This is a genomic window from Fontibacillus phaseoli (genome assembly GCF_003337355.1).
GTDB lineage: Bacteria > Bacillota > Bacilli > Paenibacillales > Paenibacillaceae > Fontibacillus > Fontibacillus phaseoli.
In genome coordinates this window covers 1-14,518 of record NZ_QPJW01000001.1, presented here as the reverse complement: position 1 = coordinate 14,518, position 14,518 = coordinate 1, and the positions used below count along the sequence as shown (strand labels likewise).

The following is a 14,518-nucleotide window of genomic DNA, read 5'->3' as shown; positions in this document are numbered from 1 at the left end:
CTTATTTCCCCTTTCAGTTTTCAATCTCTGTAAGTTTCAGAGGCAAGGCTCCCAGATTGATCAGATCGCACAAATCCTTTGCATCTTGCAGATCTCCTCCTACGGAAATGGAGGCGTGTCCATCTGTAAGAACGCCCTGAATTATCGGCTCCGAAATCAATCTATCGTCCATAAAGATCCCCAGCGGCTGACCGAGCAGACGCTCCGTCAGCTCCGCCAGATTTTCCTTGCTCTTGAATTCAATGACTACCATAGGTTCATTCATCTGGTTAAATACCAATTCCGTTCCTTCTTTAATGAGATCCGCTCCGGTCATTTCAATGACGTTATACTCAGCGGCTGATGTCTCCGTACCGTCTTTACTTCGAAAAGTAAGTAAAGCCGGTTCTCCCAACCGCCTTCGGACTTCGTCCTCGTCCGTAACATCCGCCAATCTGACGCGGATCCGCTTTGTTCCAACAACCCTTATTTCAGGTTTGCTTAAACCTAGCACTTCGGCTCTCATCTCAAGACTCTGGACCGTCATGATCAGCGCTTCTTTGGTTACCGGAGCCCCGCTTTCCATCGGCGTTGCCTCATAAGTAATCACGAAACCCTCTTTATGATCAAGTCCGGAAGAATCGCTGTTTTGCGGGCCTGGGGATGAGCAGGCTGTGATTGCGATGCCCATGATAACGATCATGACGGTTATGGATGCGAAGATCCTTTTCATCCGATACTCTTTTCCCCTTTCAATTCTCAATATTCCTATTATAGCTATGCATGAAAAGACCGTCAATTTATCAAATATTGTCGTTTTGATTCATCAATCTCATTATTCCACCACAAAAAAGACCCCTTTCAATCGAATCGGGATCCACGATATGCGGAAATCGTCATGAAATTCATAAACTGGGTTGTTTTTAATGAAAGGATATCATTTACTAGCTGATACAAAGGCGGGATGCCGTTCTTCTCGTATTTCTGGCTGACGCAATCCCAGATGTCGGGCCCGGTAACCTGTTCGTATCCGAGTAACCGGAACTCTTCCGCTTTGCTCCGGCATAAGCTTTCGATCGCTTCATTAAACTCCTGCTCGCCCATTTCGTCTTCAGCCATCATGATGCCTCCTTCCGTCTCCCCGTCTTAATACATTCTACCTTATTATTATGATTCCTGCATACGAACTATAAAAAGACAAGGCATGAATCGGGACAGGTCCAGCATATCTTTAGTAACAACTGCTAGTCTTGTTGGTTATATCGCTTCTTTCGGGAGAGAGGGAACCATTTTGAACAAACAAACCTTTATCCAAGGCACCATGATTCTGCTGGCCGCCGGTATCGTCAACCGCATTCTCGGGTTCATCCCCCGGATTCTGTTGCCCCGGATCATCGGATCGGAAGGCGTTGGACTTTATCAGCTTGGATACCCATTTTTTCTTGTTCTGGTCACGATCATTTCCGGGGGGATCCCCTTGGCTGTAGCCAAACTGGTTGCCGAAGCGGAATCGGCCGGAAATCCGGAACGCTCGAAAAACGTTCTGCGGACGAGCCTGATTTTTGCTGCGGGAGCCGGAATATTATTTACCGTGTTGTGTATAGCAGGCGCTCCGCTGGCCAGTCGTTACATATTGACCGACACCCGGGTATATCAAACCTTCGTTGCCATGAGCCCGATGATTGCCATCGTCTCCATCTCTTCGGTATACCGCGGATATTTTCAAGGTAAACAGGACATGATTCCTTCGGCCGTCTCCTCGATTTTGGAGACGATAGCCCGGATCATCTGCGTCCTGTGGTTTTCCTATCTGTTGCTTCCTATGGGCATCGAGTATGCCGCAGCCGGAGCCATGCTGGGGGTTGCAGCAGGTGAGGTCGTCGGCCTGGCGGTTCTGCTCTGGCAATACAGGCTGCTTCGGCGGCGGGAGAATAGCTTCGGTCCGGGTTCCGATCCAGTCCCTAAAGGTTCCGATCCCTCCAATGCGCTCCCTTCCAAGGACACATTGCCGTTCTTGTCTATGTTCCGCAGAATTATGCGGATAGCCATCCCTGTCACCGGCGGCCGGTTGGTGGGGTCCATGTCCTATTTGCTGGAATCAATCACAACCGCACAAAGCCTGGCCATCGCCGGGATTGCCACCGCCGTGGCAACTTCCCAGTACGGAGCGCTTCAAGGGATGATTATCCCGCTTCTTCTCCTGCCTGGGGCACTCACGTCCTCCCTTGCCGTTTCGTTGGTTCCTTCGCTTGCGGATGCTCAGGCGAGGGGCGATATGAAGACTATTCACCTGCGACTGCACCAGTCAATCCGGTTAGCGCTGGTCACCGGCGCGCCATTTGCAGCCATTATGTATGTATTGGCAGAGCCGCTCTGTTTACTCATTTATAACAACGGTGAGATTGCAGGAATGCTGAAAATCATGGCGCCGTTCGCTCTTTTTCTTTACGTCCAAGCTCCTCTTCAGGCAACTTTGCAGGCCCTGGATAAACCCGGGCGGGCATTGATCAATACCTTGATCGGAGCCGTCATAAAGATCGTCTTAATTTTCTACTTGGCTTCCAATCCCGAATTCGGCATCTATGGTGCGATCTTGGCAATCATTGTAAATTTTGTAATTGTAACTTTATTGCACGGATACAGCGTGTACCGAACGATCCACTATCGTCTTCCGTTATTTGATATAATGAAGGTTTGCTGCGGAATGGTCATTATGGCCGGAGCGGCTGCCTATCTTTATAATCATTTTGCATTCAGCGATAGCCTCTGGCTACAATTCATTTCCGCAGCCTTCGTATCAACGGTTCTTTATGTTCTTCTTGCCGGGATCATGGGGGTGATCGATCTGCACGACATCAGACGCATCCCGATTCTTCGCAGATGGTTCCGGGGGTAAGCTTCAAGTGGAGTTTTTGGAGTTGATATAGAGCCTTCCTTTATGATCGATAGAACAAAAGAATACATCCTTAAAATCATAAATCCCCTTGGATCGAATTTGATTCTTTAACCAAAACCGGTTTTTTCCGATTTGCATCAGATTATTGTCATCCACCTTCCCATCCAGAATAAGCGGTAAAGGGAGGGCTTCATATTTTACTTTAGGTACCAGAGCTGACAATGCCGATTCCCGCTTCTTATAGGCGTTGCCGGAAGGTGTGTCCTCAGGACTTTCATTCTGTTCTTTTGGCAAGACACTGAGCTGCCCGCTGGTTTCAAGCACCGCAAATTCCACATCTGCAATGCTATCTATATTTTTCGAACGCAACTGCATGAGGAGATCATCCAAGTTATAGCGTTGCTTTTTCATCTCCTCTTGATTGATATCTCCATTGCGTATAATTACGCTGGGTTTGCCGTCGAACCAAAGTCGAAGCTTGCGGAAGCGGAGAGACAATATGGCGATGCCGAGTTGAATCAGCAGCAAAATGATCATCGGTACGATACCGTCATACAACGGGCGATTTTGATCCTCCAGGACAATGACCGCAATTTCGGCAACCATGATGGATATAACGAGGTCAAAAATGGACAGTTGGCCGATTTCTCTTTTTCCCATGATTCTCATAACCAGAAACACCATCACATACATGAGCAGCGTACGGAAAACCATAACCGACAGGTGTGCCACCACAGCTTATCCCCTCCCTGCAATGTCGTTCTAATAAGTCAAGGGTGTACTGGTATTCTGGCCCCGGTCATCACATTCCATGCCAAACAATATATTCCTAAAATTATGTTATTTCTGTCATATCGCCAGAAGCTTGGCCATAAAATGGGATATCAAGACTTGAATGGAGGATCACTTATGCATTTCATTCGACGTTTGGGTTCTTTCGGACTATCCCATCCCACCTTATCCGGTTTATGGTATGCTTTTTTCTGGATGATGATCGGGGCTTTTGTCTTGTCCTTGCTTTTGCAGTCCAACATTTTGGAGGAAGAAAATCTGTCGTTGTACACTTACATTGTCCATGGAGCCTCCTTACTCGCCGGTGGGGTCGTGTCCGGAAAGCGTGCCAAACAGAAAGGGTTGTACCAGGGATCGATTACGGGTCTGATTTATGGAATTTTACTGCTCTTGATCAGCTTTTTGGCCTTGGACAATTCACTTGGGCTTGGCGAGTTGGCATTGGTCGTGCCCGCATTGGTGCTGGGGGCCATCGGCGGGGTTTTCGGAGTGAATTTGAACAAAAAGTAAAAGAACTGCAAACTTCTCCATTCTCCTATATGTTAATCTGAAGGTAGATTCCAGGTTATGTAAAGGAGGATACCTTTTGCTTTTTCATTCCATGCAGACCATTTCGTGGTTTACCCTGTTAGTCCTCATCCTGTTTGTCTTGATCAGTTTCTTCCAAAATCCATGGAATGCGGTCGTTGCCCTAGCCGGTGAGTTTTTGCGATCCAAAAAGTTCATGTGGACGTTTTTATTTATGATTGGCGTTTTACTGCTAAACAGGTACGAACTAGCGTGGGAAGACAAGCTGTCTTACTCAGCGGATTTCACACCATGGATATTCCAGTTGGAGGGGCACTTTGTCCGACAATTTCAAACCTTGTTTCACGCGCCATGGGTAACTGGGATTACTTCCTTTTTCTATCTTATCGTTTTCCAGTCGTTGATTTTAGCTTCGCTCTTTATTTATGCCGGAGAAAAAAGAACTGTATTTTTACATGCGACCTGCTGTGCGGTAATCCTAAATTACCTCATAGCGATCCCGTTTTATTTTCTGTTCCCGGTTAACGAAGTATGGTCGTATCCGCCTTCCGGCGTGTCGTTTTATATGCTGGAAGCTTTTCCGGAGTTTGAAACGGTCTATCGCCCGCTCTCCGGGCTTAACAACTGCTTTCCGAGCTTACATACCTCCATCTCAGTCACGATGGCTATCCTGGCCGTTCGCTCCGGTAACCGCAGATGGGGATTTCTCGCTTCGATCAGCGCAGTTATTATAGTGTTCTCCATCTTCTATTTAGGAATCCACTGGCTCACGGATATGATAGGAGGTTTACTGCTCGCCGGAGTCTCCTCCACATTGGCTCTCAAATGGGCCCGGCGTCGGAATCGCAGCTATGATGCCCGCACGCTCTTTTCTGCATAATGAAGAACAAAGCCACGATGACCTCGAGCGAGGTTTCGTGGCTTTGATATTTGCTTTACGCTTATCCTAACTTTCTGAAACTCGGTGACTGATCGCACTGCGGTCGAATGTCACTTTCGTCGTATCATTGATACGCAAAACTACAACATCGTCGGCCAGTTCCAGGATCGTGCCGTGCAACCCGCCGATCGTGACGATCTTATCGCCTTTTTGAAGCGCATTGAGCATATTATTGCGAGTAGTTTGTTTTTTCTTCTGAGGACGAATCAGCAAGAAATAAAACACGGCAAACATAATTACGAGGGGAACAATAAACGAAATCAGCGAACCGGTTCCGCTTGGTGTGCCTGCTGCTAATGGAAACATACATCCTTCCTCCTTTCAAATTTATAGCGTGGTTCCATTAAAATCCCTTTTCATTGCCAATCAGACCATACTGCTCAAAAAATTCATCCCGGAAGTCCAAAAGTCTGTCATCCATAATAGCCTGACGGACCTTGCCCATCAGATTGATCAGGAAATGCAGATTGTGGTATGTAGTCAACCGAAGACCGAACGTCTCGTCCGCTTTAATAAGATGGCGGAGATAAGCGCGGGAATAATTCCGGCAAGTATAGCATCCGCACTCCGGATCCAATGGTCCAAAATCGTTAGCATACTGAGCGTTACGGACAACCAGTCTGCCCTGACTTGTCATCGTGGTTCCGTTACGGGCAATCCGTGTCGGCAAGACGCAATCAAACATATCGACTCCCCGAATCGCCCCTTCAATCAGAGCATCGGGAGAACCTACCCCCATCAGATAACGGGGCTTGTCTGACGGCAACAGCGGCACCGTACACTCCAACATTTCATACATCAAATGTTTGGGCTCGCCCACACTCAGTCCACCAATAGCATACCCCGGAAAATCCAGGGAAGTCAAATCTCTGGCGCTTTGCTTGCGTAAATCCTCAAACATGCCGCCCTGAACGATCCCAAACAGCCCTTGATCATGAGGTCTGGCATGACTTTTCAGGCAGCGCTCCGCCCATCGGGTGGTCCGCTCCATCGATTTTTTTACATAATCGTAATCGGCGGGATACGGGGCGCATTCGTCAAAGGCCATCATAATATCCGGACCGAGCGCGTTTTCGATTTCCATCACCACTTCCGGAGACAAAAACAGCTTATCCCCGTTCAAATGAGAGCGGTAGTGAACGCCTTCTTCCGTAATTTTGCGCATTTCGCTAAGCGAAAAGACTTGAAATCCGCCGCTATCAGTCAAAATCGCACGGTCCCAGTTCATAAATTTATGGAGCCCGCCGGCTTCCCGGACAAGTTCATGACCCGGACGCAGGAACAAGTGATACGTGTTGCTAAGAATGATCCGGGCATCCATTTCTTTCAATTCTTCCGGGCTCATCGTCTTAACGGTAGCCTGAGTCCCTACGGGCATAAATACGGGCGTTTCAATCGTGCCGTGCGGCGTATGCACCCGTCCCAATCTTGCTCCCGACTGTTTGCATGTTTTGATATGTTCATAAGTAATCGCTGCTGCCATTGTTATCATCCATCCTCTGTAGCCTTAGTAAATAAACATGGCGTCGCCAAAACTGAAGAACCGGTATTTCCGTTCAATCGCTTCCTGGTACGCCTTTAATATATTCTCCCGTCCCGCAAGCGCGCTGACAAGCATGACCAGCGTCGACTTGGGAAGATGAAAATTGGTGATCATCGCATCCACCAGTCCGAATTCATAACCGGGATATATAAAAATACCCGTCCAGCCGCTACTCTTCACGACGGGGCCGTCGCCGCATTTCTGGGCAACCGTCTCCAGCGTTCTCGCTGAGGTCGTTCCCACCGCGATGATGCGGCCGCCCCTGGCTTGGGTTTCGTTGAGCAGATCCGCCGTTTCCTGCGGAAGAACATAATACTCCTCGTGCATCACATGGTCCTCAACGCGATTGACGGACATCGGACGGAAAGTTCCCAATCCGACATGCAGCGTTACAAAGGCGATGTCTATACCTTTTGCCCGGATGTCCTCCAGCAACGACTCGGTAAAATGCAAACCGGCCGTCGGTGCGGCTGCGGACCCTTCATGTTTGGAGTATACCGTCTGGTATCGTTCACGATCATCCAGCTTTTCTTTTATATAAGGCGGCAAAGGCATTTGCCCCAGCCGGTCAAGGATTTCATTGAAGATTCCTTGATAGGCGAAGCGAAGGACTCTCCCCCCCATATCCCCTTCCGACTCGATCGTGGCTTTCAACTCTTCGCCGAAAATGATAACCGCGCCGATTTTTAGTTTTTTGCCGGGTTTCACGAGCGCCTCCCAGCGGTCATCGCCCAGGCTTTTGAGCAGAAGCACTTCCGCCTTCGCCCCTGTATCTTCTTTAACGCCGAACAGTCGCGCCGGAATGACTCGGGTGTCATTTAAGACTAGCGTGTCTCCCGGCTGCAAATATTCCACGATATCCGAGAAAAGTTGATGCCGGATGCCGCCATCCCGCTTATTTAAAGTCAGCAGCCGCGAAGCGCTCCGCTCCACGAGCGGAGTCTGGGCAATCAATTCTTCCGGCAGCTCAAAATCATACAAGTCCACATTCATAATCAGTACGCCTTCATTCCTTGACAATCGTCACATTTTGATAGTAGTGTTGCAGAATTTGCCGGTAATCATACCCGGCTTCGGCCATTCCCTTGGCCCCCCATTGGGACATGCCGATCCCATGACCGAACCCTTTGCCAACGAACAAAAATTCGTTGCTTTGATCTATGACGCGGGCAACGTTGTTTCCGTCCATAACAACCATGTTGCCTCCAGTCCAAGTTTTGACACCGGATGAGGTCAGCACCGGAGTACCCGAGGCAGCTGTGCCGTTTGTCGTTACGCCTCCGGCACTCTGTACAGTATACCTTCCGGTAGTGGCAATATCAAACAGAGTGCTGGGCAGTCCGTTTAACGCCGAACGGAAGGCATCCGGATATTTCACATCAAGGATTTGCCCATTCGCTTTAACTTGGGTTACCCGGCCCGAGGGTCCTCTTTGGGTAATCTCAAGATTCATGATCGGAGAGGAAAACTCGGTGGCTGTTTTGCCTTTTAGCGACTTCAAAAGTTCCGCCGAGCTGTAAGGTCCCCGGATCCAGGAATACGCGCTCGATTCATCCACTTTATCAAGCACAATGGCTTGATCTCCCGGATTCAGCTTGGCTACGGGATCCACATCGGACTGAATCAGCGGAAGTGGCCGAACCATGACCGAGCTGGTGCTCACCGTCAGTTTGCTTAAACCCGCTGCCGTGCTCCCTCCGGACATGGCCGTATTGTCTTCGCGTACATAACCGGTCGCACCGTTCGATAGAAGCACATGGTACCATGATTTTAACGAAGCCTGCGTTACCTCATCTTCCTTGCTCGGCACGCTGGAATACACGGGGTTGAAGCTGTTCCATGCTTCCGTGGAATCTGCGGTCACTCCGCCGCTGTTGGAGGAAAAGATCCCTTCAACGACTTTTCCGTCCGCCATCATCACTTCACCCGCCGTGCTGTCTACAGCCAGAACAGTACTGTCAGCCTCTTTCTCGGCCCCGTTATAAACTTGGCTCAACGTCGTGTCCACTAGTCCGGCAACCTTGTATTTATTAAGTGAAACGTTATACAACGCATAACTTCGTGCAGCCACTGCTTGCGCCTTCAAAGATTCTTGAGGCCAGGAGGACGACATCTCTGCTCCAAGTACCGAGTACAGATATTGTTCCAACTGGACCTCATTGACGAGCGCGAGCTGCCCGTTATATCGGCTGATTTCAAAGTCGCCCCGGTATTTGCGTCCTGAACGTTCGACTAACTGAAGCAGAGAGTCATCGCCGTCGCGGATCAAGAGAGTCGCGTCATTGCCGCTAAGCTCATAGTGATCGACAGGAGATGGCGTATCCAGGTTCAACGTTACATCGCTGTGAAGGATGATCGCGGTTCCCGTTTGCGAAACAGGTGACCATGACATTTGCGGGAACGTCTGCGCCAATTGAGCTTGCAGTACCCCCTGCTCGGCTTCGCTGGCGGCGCCCCCCACCCATACCGCATACTGCTGTGGTCCCGTCATAACCACAAAGGCACCCGACCCGGATGTGCTTAATGTACCGAGAACCGCCTGTGCTTCTCCTTGACTGCCGAAGCTACCGGCCGAAACATAATAATTGCCGTGAACCGACGGATTTTGGCCCTTTAGCCAAGCCGACACTGACCCGGCGACTCTGTCTACGGCTTTTTGGGCTTCCGAGGCATTGGCATAAGGCCCGGTGTAAACTTCGTATATGGTTCCCCCTGCGCTATTGCGGGCAAACGCAACAGGTTTGTCGGTCGTTCCCTGCAATTTTTTGACCGCTGCCGACACTGTCTTCCAGTCGGCGCTTTCCAGCGCTTTTACCTTATATCCGTCTACACTAAAGCGCGCGGATTGACCGGGGGCTAATTGAATCCAGTCCCCGGCTCCCGTCCGCGGCCCTGCCCCCCAAGATGAATCGGCCTTTAAAGTAACCGCCGGTATGGTCGATTTATAGGTACTGCCGAGATCCAGATACATGGCAACCCGTACATGAGTACCCGTGGCCGAATCCGCCATTGCCGGAAGCTGAATCGCGCCGGCCAGCAGTATTCCGGCAATGATTCCTTTTCCCCACCTGCTCCATTTGAATCCCGATAACGTTGATCTCATGCGGTTACGCCTCCTTCATGATGCCAAGTTGTTTCTTAGTTCACATTTTTTGTTTCTTAGAGATCTTATTTATGTTCCTCCGGAAGCGGTAAGCCTAAATGTTGGTAACCCGCCGGAGTCACAACCCGTCCCCGTGGTGTCCGCTGCAAAAATCCAATCTGCAGCAAATATGGCTCATATACATCCTCGATCGTCTGGCTTTCTTCGCCGATGGTTGCTGCGATCGTATCGAGGCCTACCGGGCCGCCCCGGAAACTGGTGATCATGGCACGAAGCATTTTATGATCGATCAAGTCAAGCCCCATAGGGTCAACCTGGAGCATCTGAAGCGATTCTCTGGCGATCTCGGGGGTGATCATCCCATCCCCGCGTACTTGAGCATAATCCCTTACCCGCTTCAGCAGGCGATTGGCGATGCGTGGCGTCCCCCTGGATCGGAGCGCGATTTCATCCGCAGCATCCCCGATAATTTCAATCTCCAGTATATCGGCATTGCGCGATACGATAAAGCTAAGCTCGTCCTGCGTATAAAACTCTAGGCGGCTGACTACCCCGAAGCGGTCACGTAGGGGAGCTGACAGCAGGCCTGCACGGGTTGTAGCGCCAACCAATGTAAAAGGAGGCAGATCCAACCGTACGGAACGGGCGCTAGGGCCCTTGCCGATCATAATATCCAGCGCGAAATCCTCCATCGCCGGATAAAGAACTTCTTCCACCGTCCGGTGCAACCGATGGATTTCATCAATAAACAGGACGTCGCCTTCCTGGAGATTGGTCAACAAGGCGGCAAGATCGCCCGGCCGTTCAATCGCTGGCCCCGAAGTCGTACGCAGATTTACGCCAAGCTCATTGGCGATAATATTGGCCAGCGTCGTTTTGCCAAGCCCCGGAGGTCCGTATAGTAGGACATGATCCAGCGCTTCTTTGCGCATTTTTGCCGCTTCAATATATATTTTCAAATTCTCTTTGATTTGATTTTGCCCAATATACTCCGCCAAATAGCGGGGACGCAGGCTAAGCTCGACGGCTTGGTCTTCCATCATCAAGTTCGCGGATATGATCCGGTCTTCCATCATCGCCTTCCAGCACCTCTTTCTTCCAGCCTGTTATCAACCTGCATACAGCAGCTTGAGGGCCTTTTTCATAACCGAATCGACAGCCTCGTCTTGACTCACTTGATCCTTCAGTTTGCTCCATACCCGGTCCAGCTCCATATCGGTATATCCAAGCGCCTTCAATCCTTCTCTAGCCTCAGGCCAGCCCGGATTGCCGTCTTGGAAAGCCGATGCGGCGGCAGGTTCGGGATCGAACAAGGAAGCCGTGCCGCCCATGCCCTCCAGCTTGTCCTTCAAATCCAGGATCATGCGCTGTGCCGTTTTTTTGCCGATGCCCGGTAGCTTGGTCAAAAACGAAATGTTCTCCTGATGAATTGCAGCCACCACCGTATCCGGGTTGCCCCCGCTTAAAATCCCCATAGCCACTCGGGGACCGATCCCCGACACCTCGATTAGCTTACGGAACAGCTTCTGCTCGTCCCGGGTCGAAAACCCGAACAGCAAAATAGCGTCTTCACGCACATGATGATGCGTATACACCGTAACTGTCTCTTGGTTTTTGGCCGAGAAGGCATACGGGTTCGGACAGAAAACGCGATACCCTACCCCGTGGACATCCAACACAACATATTCACTTTCAAGATGGGCAACCTGGCCCCGTAAAAAATCTATCATGACCGCAATACCTCATTCAATTTGGAATTTAGTGTACAAGAGTGAGCGTGGCAAATGGCTACCGCTAGCGCATCCGCAACGTCATCCGGTTTCGGGATGGCCTGAAGCTTCAGGAACATCCTGGTCATTTCCTGTACCTGTCTTTTCTCGGCTTTCCCATAACCGACAATCGCCTGTTTTACCTGCATCGGCGTATATTCCGATACGGGGAGCCCCTTCTGCATCGCAGCCAGAACCATGACGCCTCGGGCCTGGCTAACCGACATGGCGGTTGTTACGTTGCGATTAAAAAATAACTTCTCCAGCGCTACCGCATCCGGTTTATATTTGTCGATCAGTTGGACCATGCCTTCATATACATGCAGCAAACGTTCCTCTTCGGGCGTGTGTGCCTCGGTCTGAATGCAGCCGTATTGAACCGGGACACATTTGCTGCCTTGCTTATCGATAAATCCGAAACCAACGATAGCGATTCCGGGGTCAATTCCCAATATTCGCAAAGTTCAACCTCTCCCCAACCTGATCAAGTCTTCCGAAGCCTTTAATTTTAGTTTACAAAGGTCCGGCTCTATGTCCTGATAAGCGAACATATGTATTCACTTTATTATAACAAAAGTTAATGCTATTGAGGAAAAAGTTTGTATAACTGCCTAAAAGCAAGCTGCGGACAACTGCATCATAATTGGAAACAGCAAAAAGAGACGTTAATGTTAACGTCTCTAAGCTTAACGCCCTATTGTCTGTTCTGTTGCATTGTTTTTTCCGATGCTTCAACGGCAAAGTCGCTAAAGGTGGATAATACGCTGTTATATTCTTCAACGTCCTGAATTCGTATGCCACTGTTCAGCTGTTTCAGCACTTCCGAAGGAAGCGCGCTTTCCATCGTTTCTACATCGAGTTGAAAAAAAGTACGAATCACCTTTTCCTGCTTCGGCGGGCCCTCAAAAAGACTCAAATTCCCGTTTTTGTCGATGCCTACATAGCCCTCTCGCCGGCAAACATCGGACAGTCCTTGAACATGCTCGTCGAACCATACGTCACCACCCGGGGCAAGTCGGCCGGTCCAAGCTGGGTGTTCTTTGGACAATTGACTAATTTCCGTCGGTTTCATCAATCCGAGTACCAAGCTTTCCTCACCGCAGGTATATATTTTATTCAAATGAACGATTCGGAGTTGATTGGACTCGCGGAGATGCTCCAGCCAATCTTGCGAGGATTCCTCCGCTAACTGATCTTCCAGTTTGCCGAACGTTTCCAGAACAAGCGGTTCTTTCGTCATCAGCTTCTCCATTTGTTCGGACAAGAGCATGCCTAACCATGCCATTAATGCCACCAAGACGCAAGCCCCGATGGTCCAAATAGCCCGTTTCCATCGTCTCCAACGTTTTTTGAGCTGTTTTCTGATATTGAAAATATTCACGGGGATCCCCTTCATTCGGAATTTTATGTATATTGTGACCGCCAAAGGGAGGAAATATACAACATCCGAAAAGGAACGCGACAGGATCATCAGACCTGTTCACAACCTTGCTTCATAGCAGCAAAGATTCCGGAATTAGTCCCAGAATAAAATAAAAAAACAGCCATCAACGATGACTGTTTTCAATCGGGACGACACGATTTGAACATGCGACCCCCTGGTCCCAAACCAGGTGCTCTACCAAGCTGAGCTACGTCCCGATATATGCCGGTGAAGGGACTCGAACCCCCACGGTTTCCCTCACGATTTTGAGTCGCGCGCGTCTGCCAATTCCGCCACACCGGCTTATGCAATTTAAAAAATGGCGCGCCCTAAGAGATTCGAACTCCTGACCTTTTGATTCGTAGTCAAACGCTCTATCCAGCTGAGCTAAGGGCGCAAATTATGGAGCGGACGACGGGAATCGAACCCGCGACCCTCGCCTTGGCAAGGCGATGCTCTACCGCTGAGCCACGTCCGCGAAGAATAAAAAAATGGTGAGCCATGAAGGACTCGAACCTTCGACACCCTGATTAAAAGTCAGGTGCTCTACCAACTGAGCTAATGGCTCGCATATGCGAATCAAGATAAAAATGGCGGAGCCGACGGGATTCGAACCCGCGGTCTCCTGCGTGACAGGCAGGCATGTTAGGCCTCTACACCACGGCTCCACACTGATAAATCTTCATCCCTTTAAGGGATAATTGCGGGGGCAGGATTTGAACCTGCGGCCTTCGGGTTATGAGCCCGACGAGCTACCGGGCTGCTCCACCCCGCGTCAGTAAAAAATATTAGATTGATGGTGGAGGCTGAGGGGATCGAACCCCCGACCCTCTGCTTGTAAGGCAGATGCTCTCCCAGCTGAGCTAAGCCTCCATATGTATTGCAAATTCAAGAATGGTGACCCGTAGGGGATTCGAACCCCTGTTACCTCCGTGAAAGGGAGGTGTCTTAACCCCTTGACCAACGGGCCATGATTTAATTTGGGGTCCCCAGAAAGTATTCAAAAATAGCTTCGAAGCTACCCTTCACTTTCTGGGGATTTGACTCCCCGAACAGGACTCGAACCTGTGACAACTCGATTAACAGTCGAGTGCTCTACCAACTGAGCTATCAGGGAATATTATGCTTGGCGGCGTCCTACTCTCCCAGGACCCTTCGGTCCAAGTACCATCGGCGCTGGAGGGCTTAACGGTCGTGTTCGGGATGGGTACGCGTGGAACCCCTCCGCCATCGCCACCAAACATGATTTTTCGAAGCTTTCGCTTCTCGAAATCGCTGCGAGAAAATATCAAACCTTATAAAAGGCATGCAGCTTAGTTCAGATGTTTTAATCACCTGAAAACTGGATACGAAACGTGAATTTGCGTGTTAGCCCTTACTGGGTTTCCCGGGGTCCCCGAAAAGTAATCGGAATTACCTTCGAAGCCTCGCGTCACTTTTTGGGGTGTTATTGGATAAGCCCTCGACCGATTAGTACCTGTCAGCTCCATACATTGCTGCACTTCCACCTCAGGCCTATCAACCTCGTCGTCTTCAAGGGGTCTT

14 protein-coding genes, 10 tRNA genes and 2 rRNA genes are annotated in these 14,518 nt (G+C 49.9%); 3 read left to right on the top strand and 23 right to left on the bottom strand.

The window, feature by feature from the left end:
* Positions 1-13 precede the first annotated feature (13 nt).
* On the bottom strand, positions 14-712 hold the full coding sequence (locus DFP94_RS00130) for a SecDF P1 head subdomain-containing protein (RefSeq protein ID WP_114494438.1): 699 nt from the start codon (positions 710-712) through the stop codon (positions 14-16).
* 128 nt (positions 713-840) lie between these two features.
* A complete protein-coding gene (locus tag DFP94_RS00125; protein WP_114494437.1) occupies positions 841-1,098 on the bottom strand; it encodes a post-transcriptional regulator in 258 nt (85 codons plus the stop codon).
* Positions 1,099-1,270: 172 nt separating this feature from the next.
* Between DFP94_RS00125 and spoVB the strand changes: the two genes are divergently transcribed.
* Complete coding sequence (gene spoVB / locus DFP94_RS00120) at positions 1,271-2,875, top strand: stage V sporulation protein B (protein ID WP_114494436.1); 1,605 nt, start codon at positions 1,271-1,273, stop codon at positions 2,873-2,875.
* 3 nt (positions 2,876-2,878) lie between these two features.
* Here spoVB and DFP94_RS00115 read toward each other — a convergent pair whose 3' ends face one another.
* Positions 2,879-3,589, bottom strand: coding sequence for a DUF421 domain-containing protein (locus tag DFP94_RS00115; protein ID WP_181873040.1), 711 nt, complete (start codon positions 3,587-3,589; stop codon positions 2,879-2,881).
* A 195-nt stretch (positions 3,590-3,784) separates the two neighbouring features.
* Between DFP94_RS00115 and DFP94_RS00110 the strand changes: the two genes are divergently transcribed.
* Positions 3,785-4,177: a TIGR04086 family membrane protein gene (locus DFP94_RS00110; RefSeq protein WP_114494435.1), complete on the top strand. Its 393-nt coding sequence runs from the start codon at positions 3,785-3,787 to the stop codon at positions 4,175-4,177.
* Positions 4,178-4,253: 76 nt separating this feature from the next.
* Positions 4,254-5,075: a phosphatase PAP2 family protein gene (locus tag DFP94_RS00105; protein WP_245954385.1), complete on the top strand. Its 822-nt coding sequence runs from the start codon at positions 4,254-4,256 to the stop codon at positions 5,073-5,075.
* 66 nt (positions 5,076-5,141) lie between these two features.
* Here the strand turns inward: DFP94_RS00105 and yajC are convergent, their stop codons facing one another.
* The 20 genes from yajC to DFP94_RS00005 form a co-directional block, all read right to left on the bottom strand.
* On the bottom strand, positions 5,142-5,441 hold the full coding sequence (yajC, locus tag DFP94_RS00100) for a preprotein translocase subunit YajC (RefSeq protein WP_114494434.1): 300 nt from the start codon (positions 5,439-5,441) through the stop codon (positions 5,142-5,144).
* A gap of 37 nt (positions 5,442-5,478) precedes the next feature.
* The gene (gene tgt, locus DFP94_RS00095; RefSeq protein ID WP_114494433.1) at positions 5,479-6,618 is read right to left on the bottom strand and encodes a tRNA guanosine(34) transglycosylase Tgt; all 1,140 of its coding nucleotides are present in this window, start codon (positions 6,616-6,618) and stop codon (positions 5,479-5,481) included.
* A 24-nt stretch (positions 6,619-6,642) separates the two neighbouring features.
* A complete protein-coding gene (queA, locus tag DFP94_RS00090; protein ID WP_114494432.1) occupies positions 6,643-7,671 on the bottom strand; it encodes a tRNA preQ1(34) S-adenosylmethionine ribosyltransferase-isomerase QueA in 1,029 nt (342 codons plus the stop codon).
* 13 nt (positions 7,672-7,684) lie between these two features.
* Positions 7,685-9,781 (bottom strand): SpoIID/LytB domain-containing protein, encoded by a 2,097-nt coding sequence (locus tag DFP94_RS00085; RefSeq protein WP_114494431.1) that lies wholly within the window; start codon positions 9,779-9,781, stop codon positions 7,685-7,687.
* Between the two features lie 65 nt (positions 9,782-9,846).
* Complete coding sequence (ruvB, locus tag DFP94_RS00080) at positions 9,847-10,854, bottom strand: Holliday junction branch migration DNA helicase RuvB (RefSeq protein ID WP_114495702.1); 1,008 nt, start codon at positions 10,852-10,854, stop codon at positions 9,847-9,849.
* A gap of 36 nt (positions 10,855-10,890) precedes the next feature.
* Complete coding sequence (ruvA, locus tag DFP94_RS00075) at positions 10,891-11,511, bottom strand: Holliday junction branch migration protein RuvA (RefSeq protein WP_114494430.1); 621 nt, start codon at positions 11,509-11,511, stop codon at positions 10,891-10,893.
* Positions 11,508-12,011, bottom strand: a complete 504-nt coding sequence (gene ruvC, locus DFP94_RS00070; RefSeq protein ID WP_114494429.1) for a crossover junction endodeoxyribonuclease RuvC — start codon at positions 12,009-12,011, stop codon at positions 11,508-11,510. Before ruvC ends, ruvA begins: the two co-directional genes overlap by 4 nt.
* Positions 12,012-12,244: 233 nt before the next feature.
* On the bottom strand, positions 12,245-12,931 hold the full coding sequence (locus DFP94_RS00065; RefSeq protein WP_114495701.1) for a BofC C-terminal domain-containing protein: 687 nt from the start codon (positions 12,929-12,931) through the stop codon (positions 12,245-12,247).
* Positions 12,932-13,117: 186 nt separating this feature from the next.
* Positions 13,118-13,191 (bottom strand) — tRNA-Pro (locus DFP94_RS00060).
* A 5-nt stretch (positions 13,192-13,196) separates the two neighbouring features.
* Positions 13,197-13,276: transfer RNA gene (locus DFP94_RS00055), tRNA-Leu, on the bottom strand.
* 17 nt (positions 13,277-13,293) lie between these two features.
* A tRNA-Arg gene (locus DFP94_RS00050) sits at positions 13,294-13,370 on the bottom strand.
* Positions 13,371-13,376: 6 nt separating this feature from the next.
* A tRNA-Gly gene (locus tag DFP94_RS00045) sits at positions 13,377-13,451 on the bottom strand.
* Positions 13,452-13,465: 14 nt separating this feature from the next.
* Positions 13,466-13,541, bottom strand: a tRNA-Lys gene (locus DFP94_RS00040).
* Between the two features lie 23 nt (positions 13,542-13,564).
* Positions 13,565-13,641, bottom strand: a tRNA-Asp gene (locus DFP94_RS00035).
* A 33-nt stretch (positions 13,642-13,674) separates the two neighbouring features.
* Positions 13,675-13,748: transfer RNA gene (locus tag DFP94_RS00030), tRNA-Met, on the bottom strand.
* Between the two features lie 22 nt (positions 13,749-13,770).
* Positions 13,771-13,846, bottom strand: a tRNA-Val gene (locus tag DFP94_RS00025).
* 22 nt (positions 13,847-13,868) lie between these two features.
* Positions 13,869-13,943: transfer RNA gene (locus DFP94_RS00020), tRNA-Glu, on the bottom strand.
* 74 nt (positions 13,944-14,017) lie between these two features.
* Positions 14,018-14,090: transfer RNA gene (locus DFP94_RS00015), tRNA-Asn, on the bottom strand.
* A gap of 7 nt (positions 14,091-14,097) precedes the next feature.
* A 5S ribosomal RNA gene (rrf, locus tag DFP94_RS00010) occupies positions 14,098-14,214 on the bottom strand.
* A 209-nt stretch (positions 14,215-14,423) separates the two neighbouring features.
* Positions 14,424-14,518 (bottom strand): 23S ribosomal RNA (locus DFP94_RS00005); the annotation flags it as partial.

Excerpts from the sequence above, each read along its gene's own strand:
- DFP94_RS00115 (WP_181873040.1), bottom strand. The coding sequence starts at position 3,589 with ATGGTTTTCCGTACGCTGCTCATGTATGTGATGGTGTTTCTGGTTATG.
- tgt (WP_114494433.1), bottom strand. The coding sequence starts at position 6,618 with ATGGCAGCAGCGATTACTTATGAACATATCAAAACATGCAAACAGTCG.
- DFP94_RS00130 (WP_114494438.1), bottom strand. The coding sequence starts at position 712 with ATGAAAAGGATCTTCGCATCCATAACCGTCATGATCGTTATCATGGGC.
- yajC (WP_114494434.1), bottom strand. The coding sequence starts at position 5,441 with ATGTTTCCATTAGCAGCAGGCACACCAAGCGGAACCGGTTCGCTGATT.
- queA (WP_114494432.1), bottom strand. The coding sequence starts at position 7,671 with ATGAATGTGGACTTGTATGATTTTGAGCTGCCGGAAGAATTGATTGCC.
- DFP94_RS00125 (WP_114494437.1), bottom strand. The coding sequence starts at position 1,098 with ATGGCTGAAGACGAAATGGGCGAGCAGGAGTTTAATGAAGCGATCGAA.
- ruvB (WP_114495702.1), bottom strand. The coding sequence starts at position 10,854 with ATGGAAGACCGGATCATATCCGCGAACTTGATGATGGAAGACCAAGCC.
- DFP94_RS00110 (WP_114494435.1), top strand. The coding sequence starts at position 3,785 with ATGCATTTCATTCGACGTTTGGGTTCTTTCGGACTATCCCATCCCACC.
- ruvA (WP_114494430.1), bottom strand. The coding sequence starts at position 11,511 with ATGATAGATTTTTTACGGGGCCAGGTTGCCCATCTTGAAAGTGAATAT.
- DFP94_RS00085 (WP_114494431.1), bottom strand. The coding sequence starts at position 9,781 with ATGAGATCAACGTTATCGGGATTCAAATGGAGCAGGTGGGGAAAAGGA.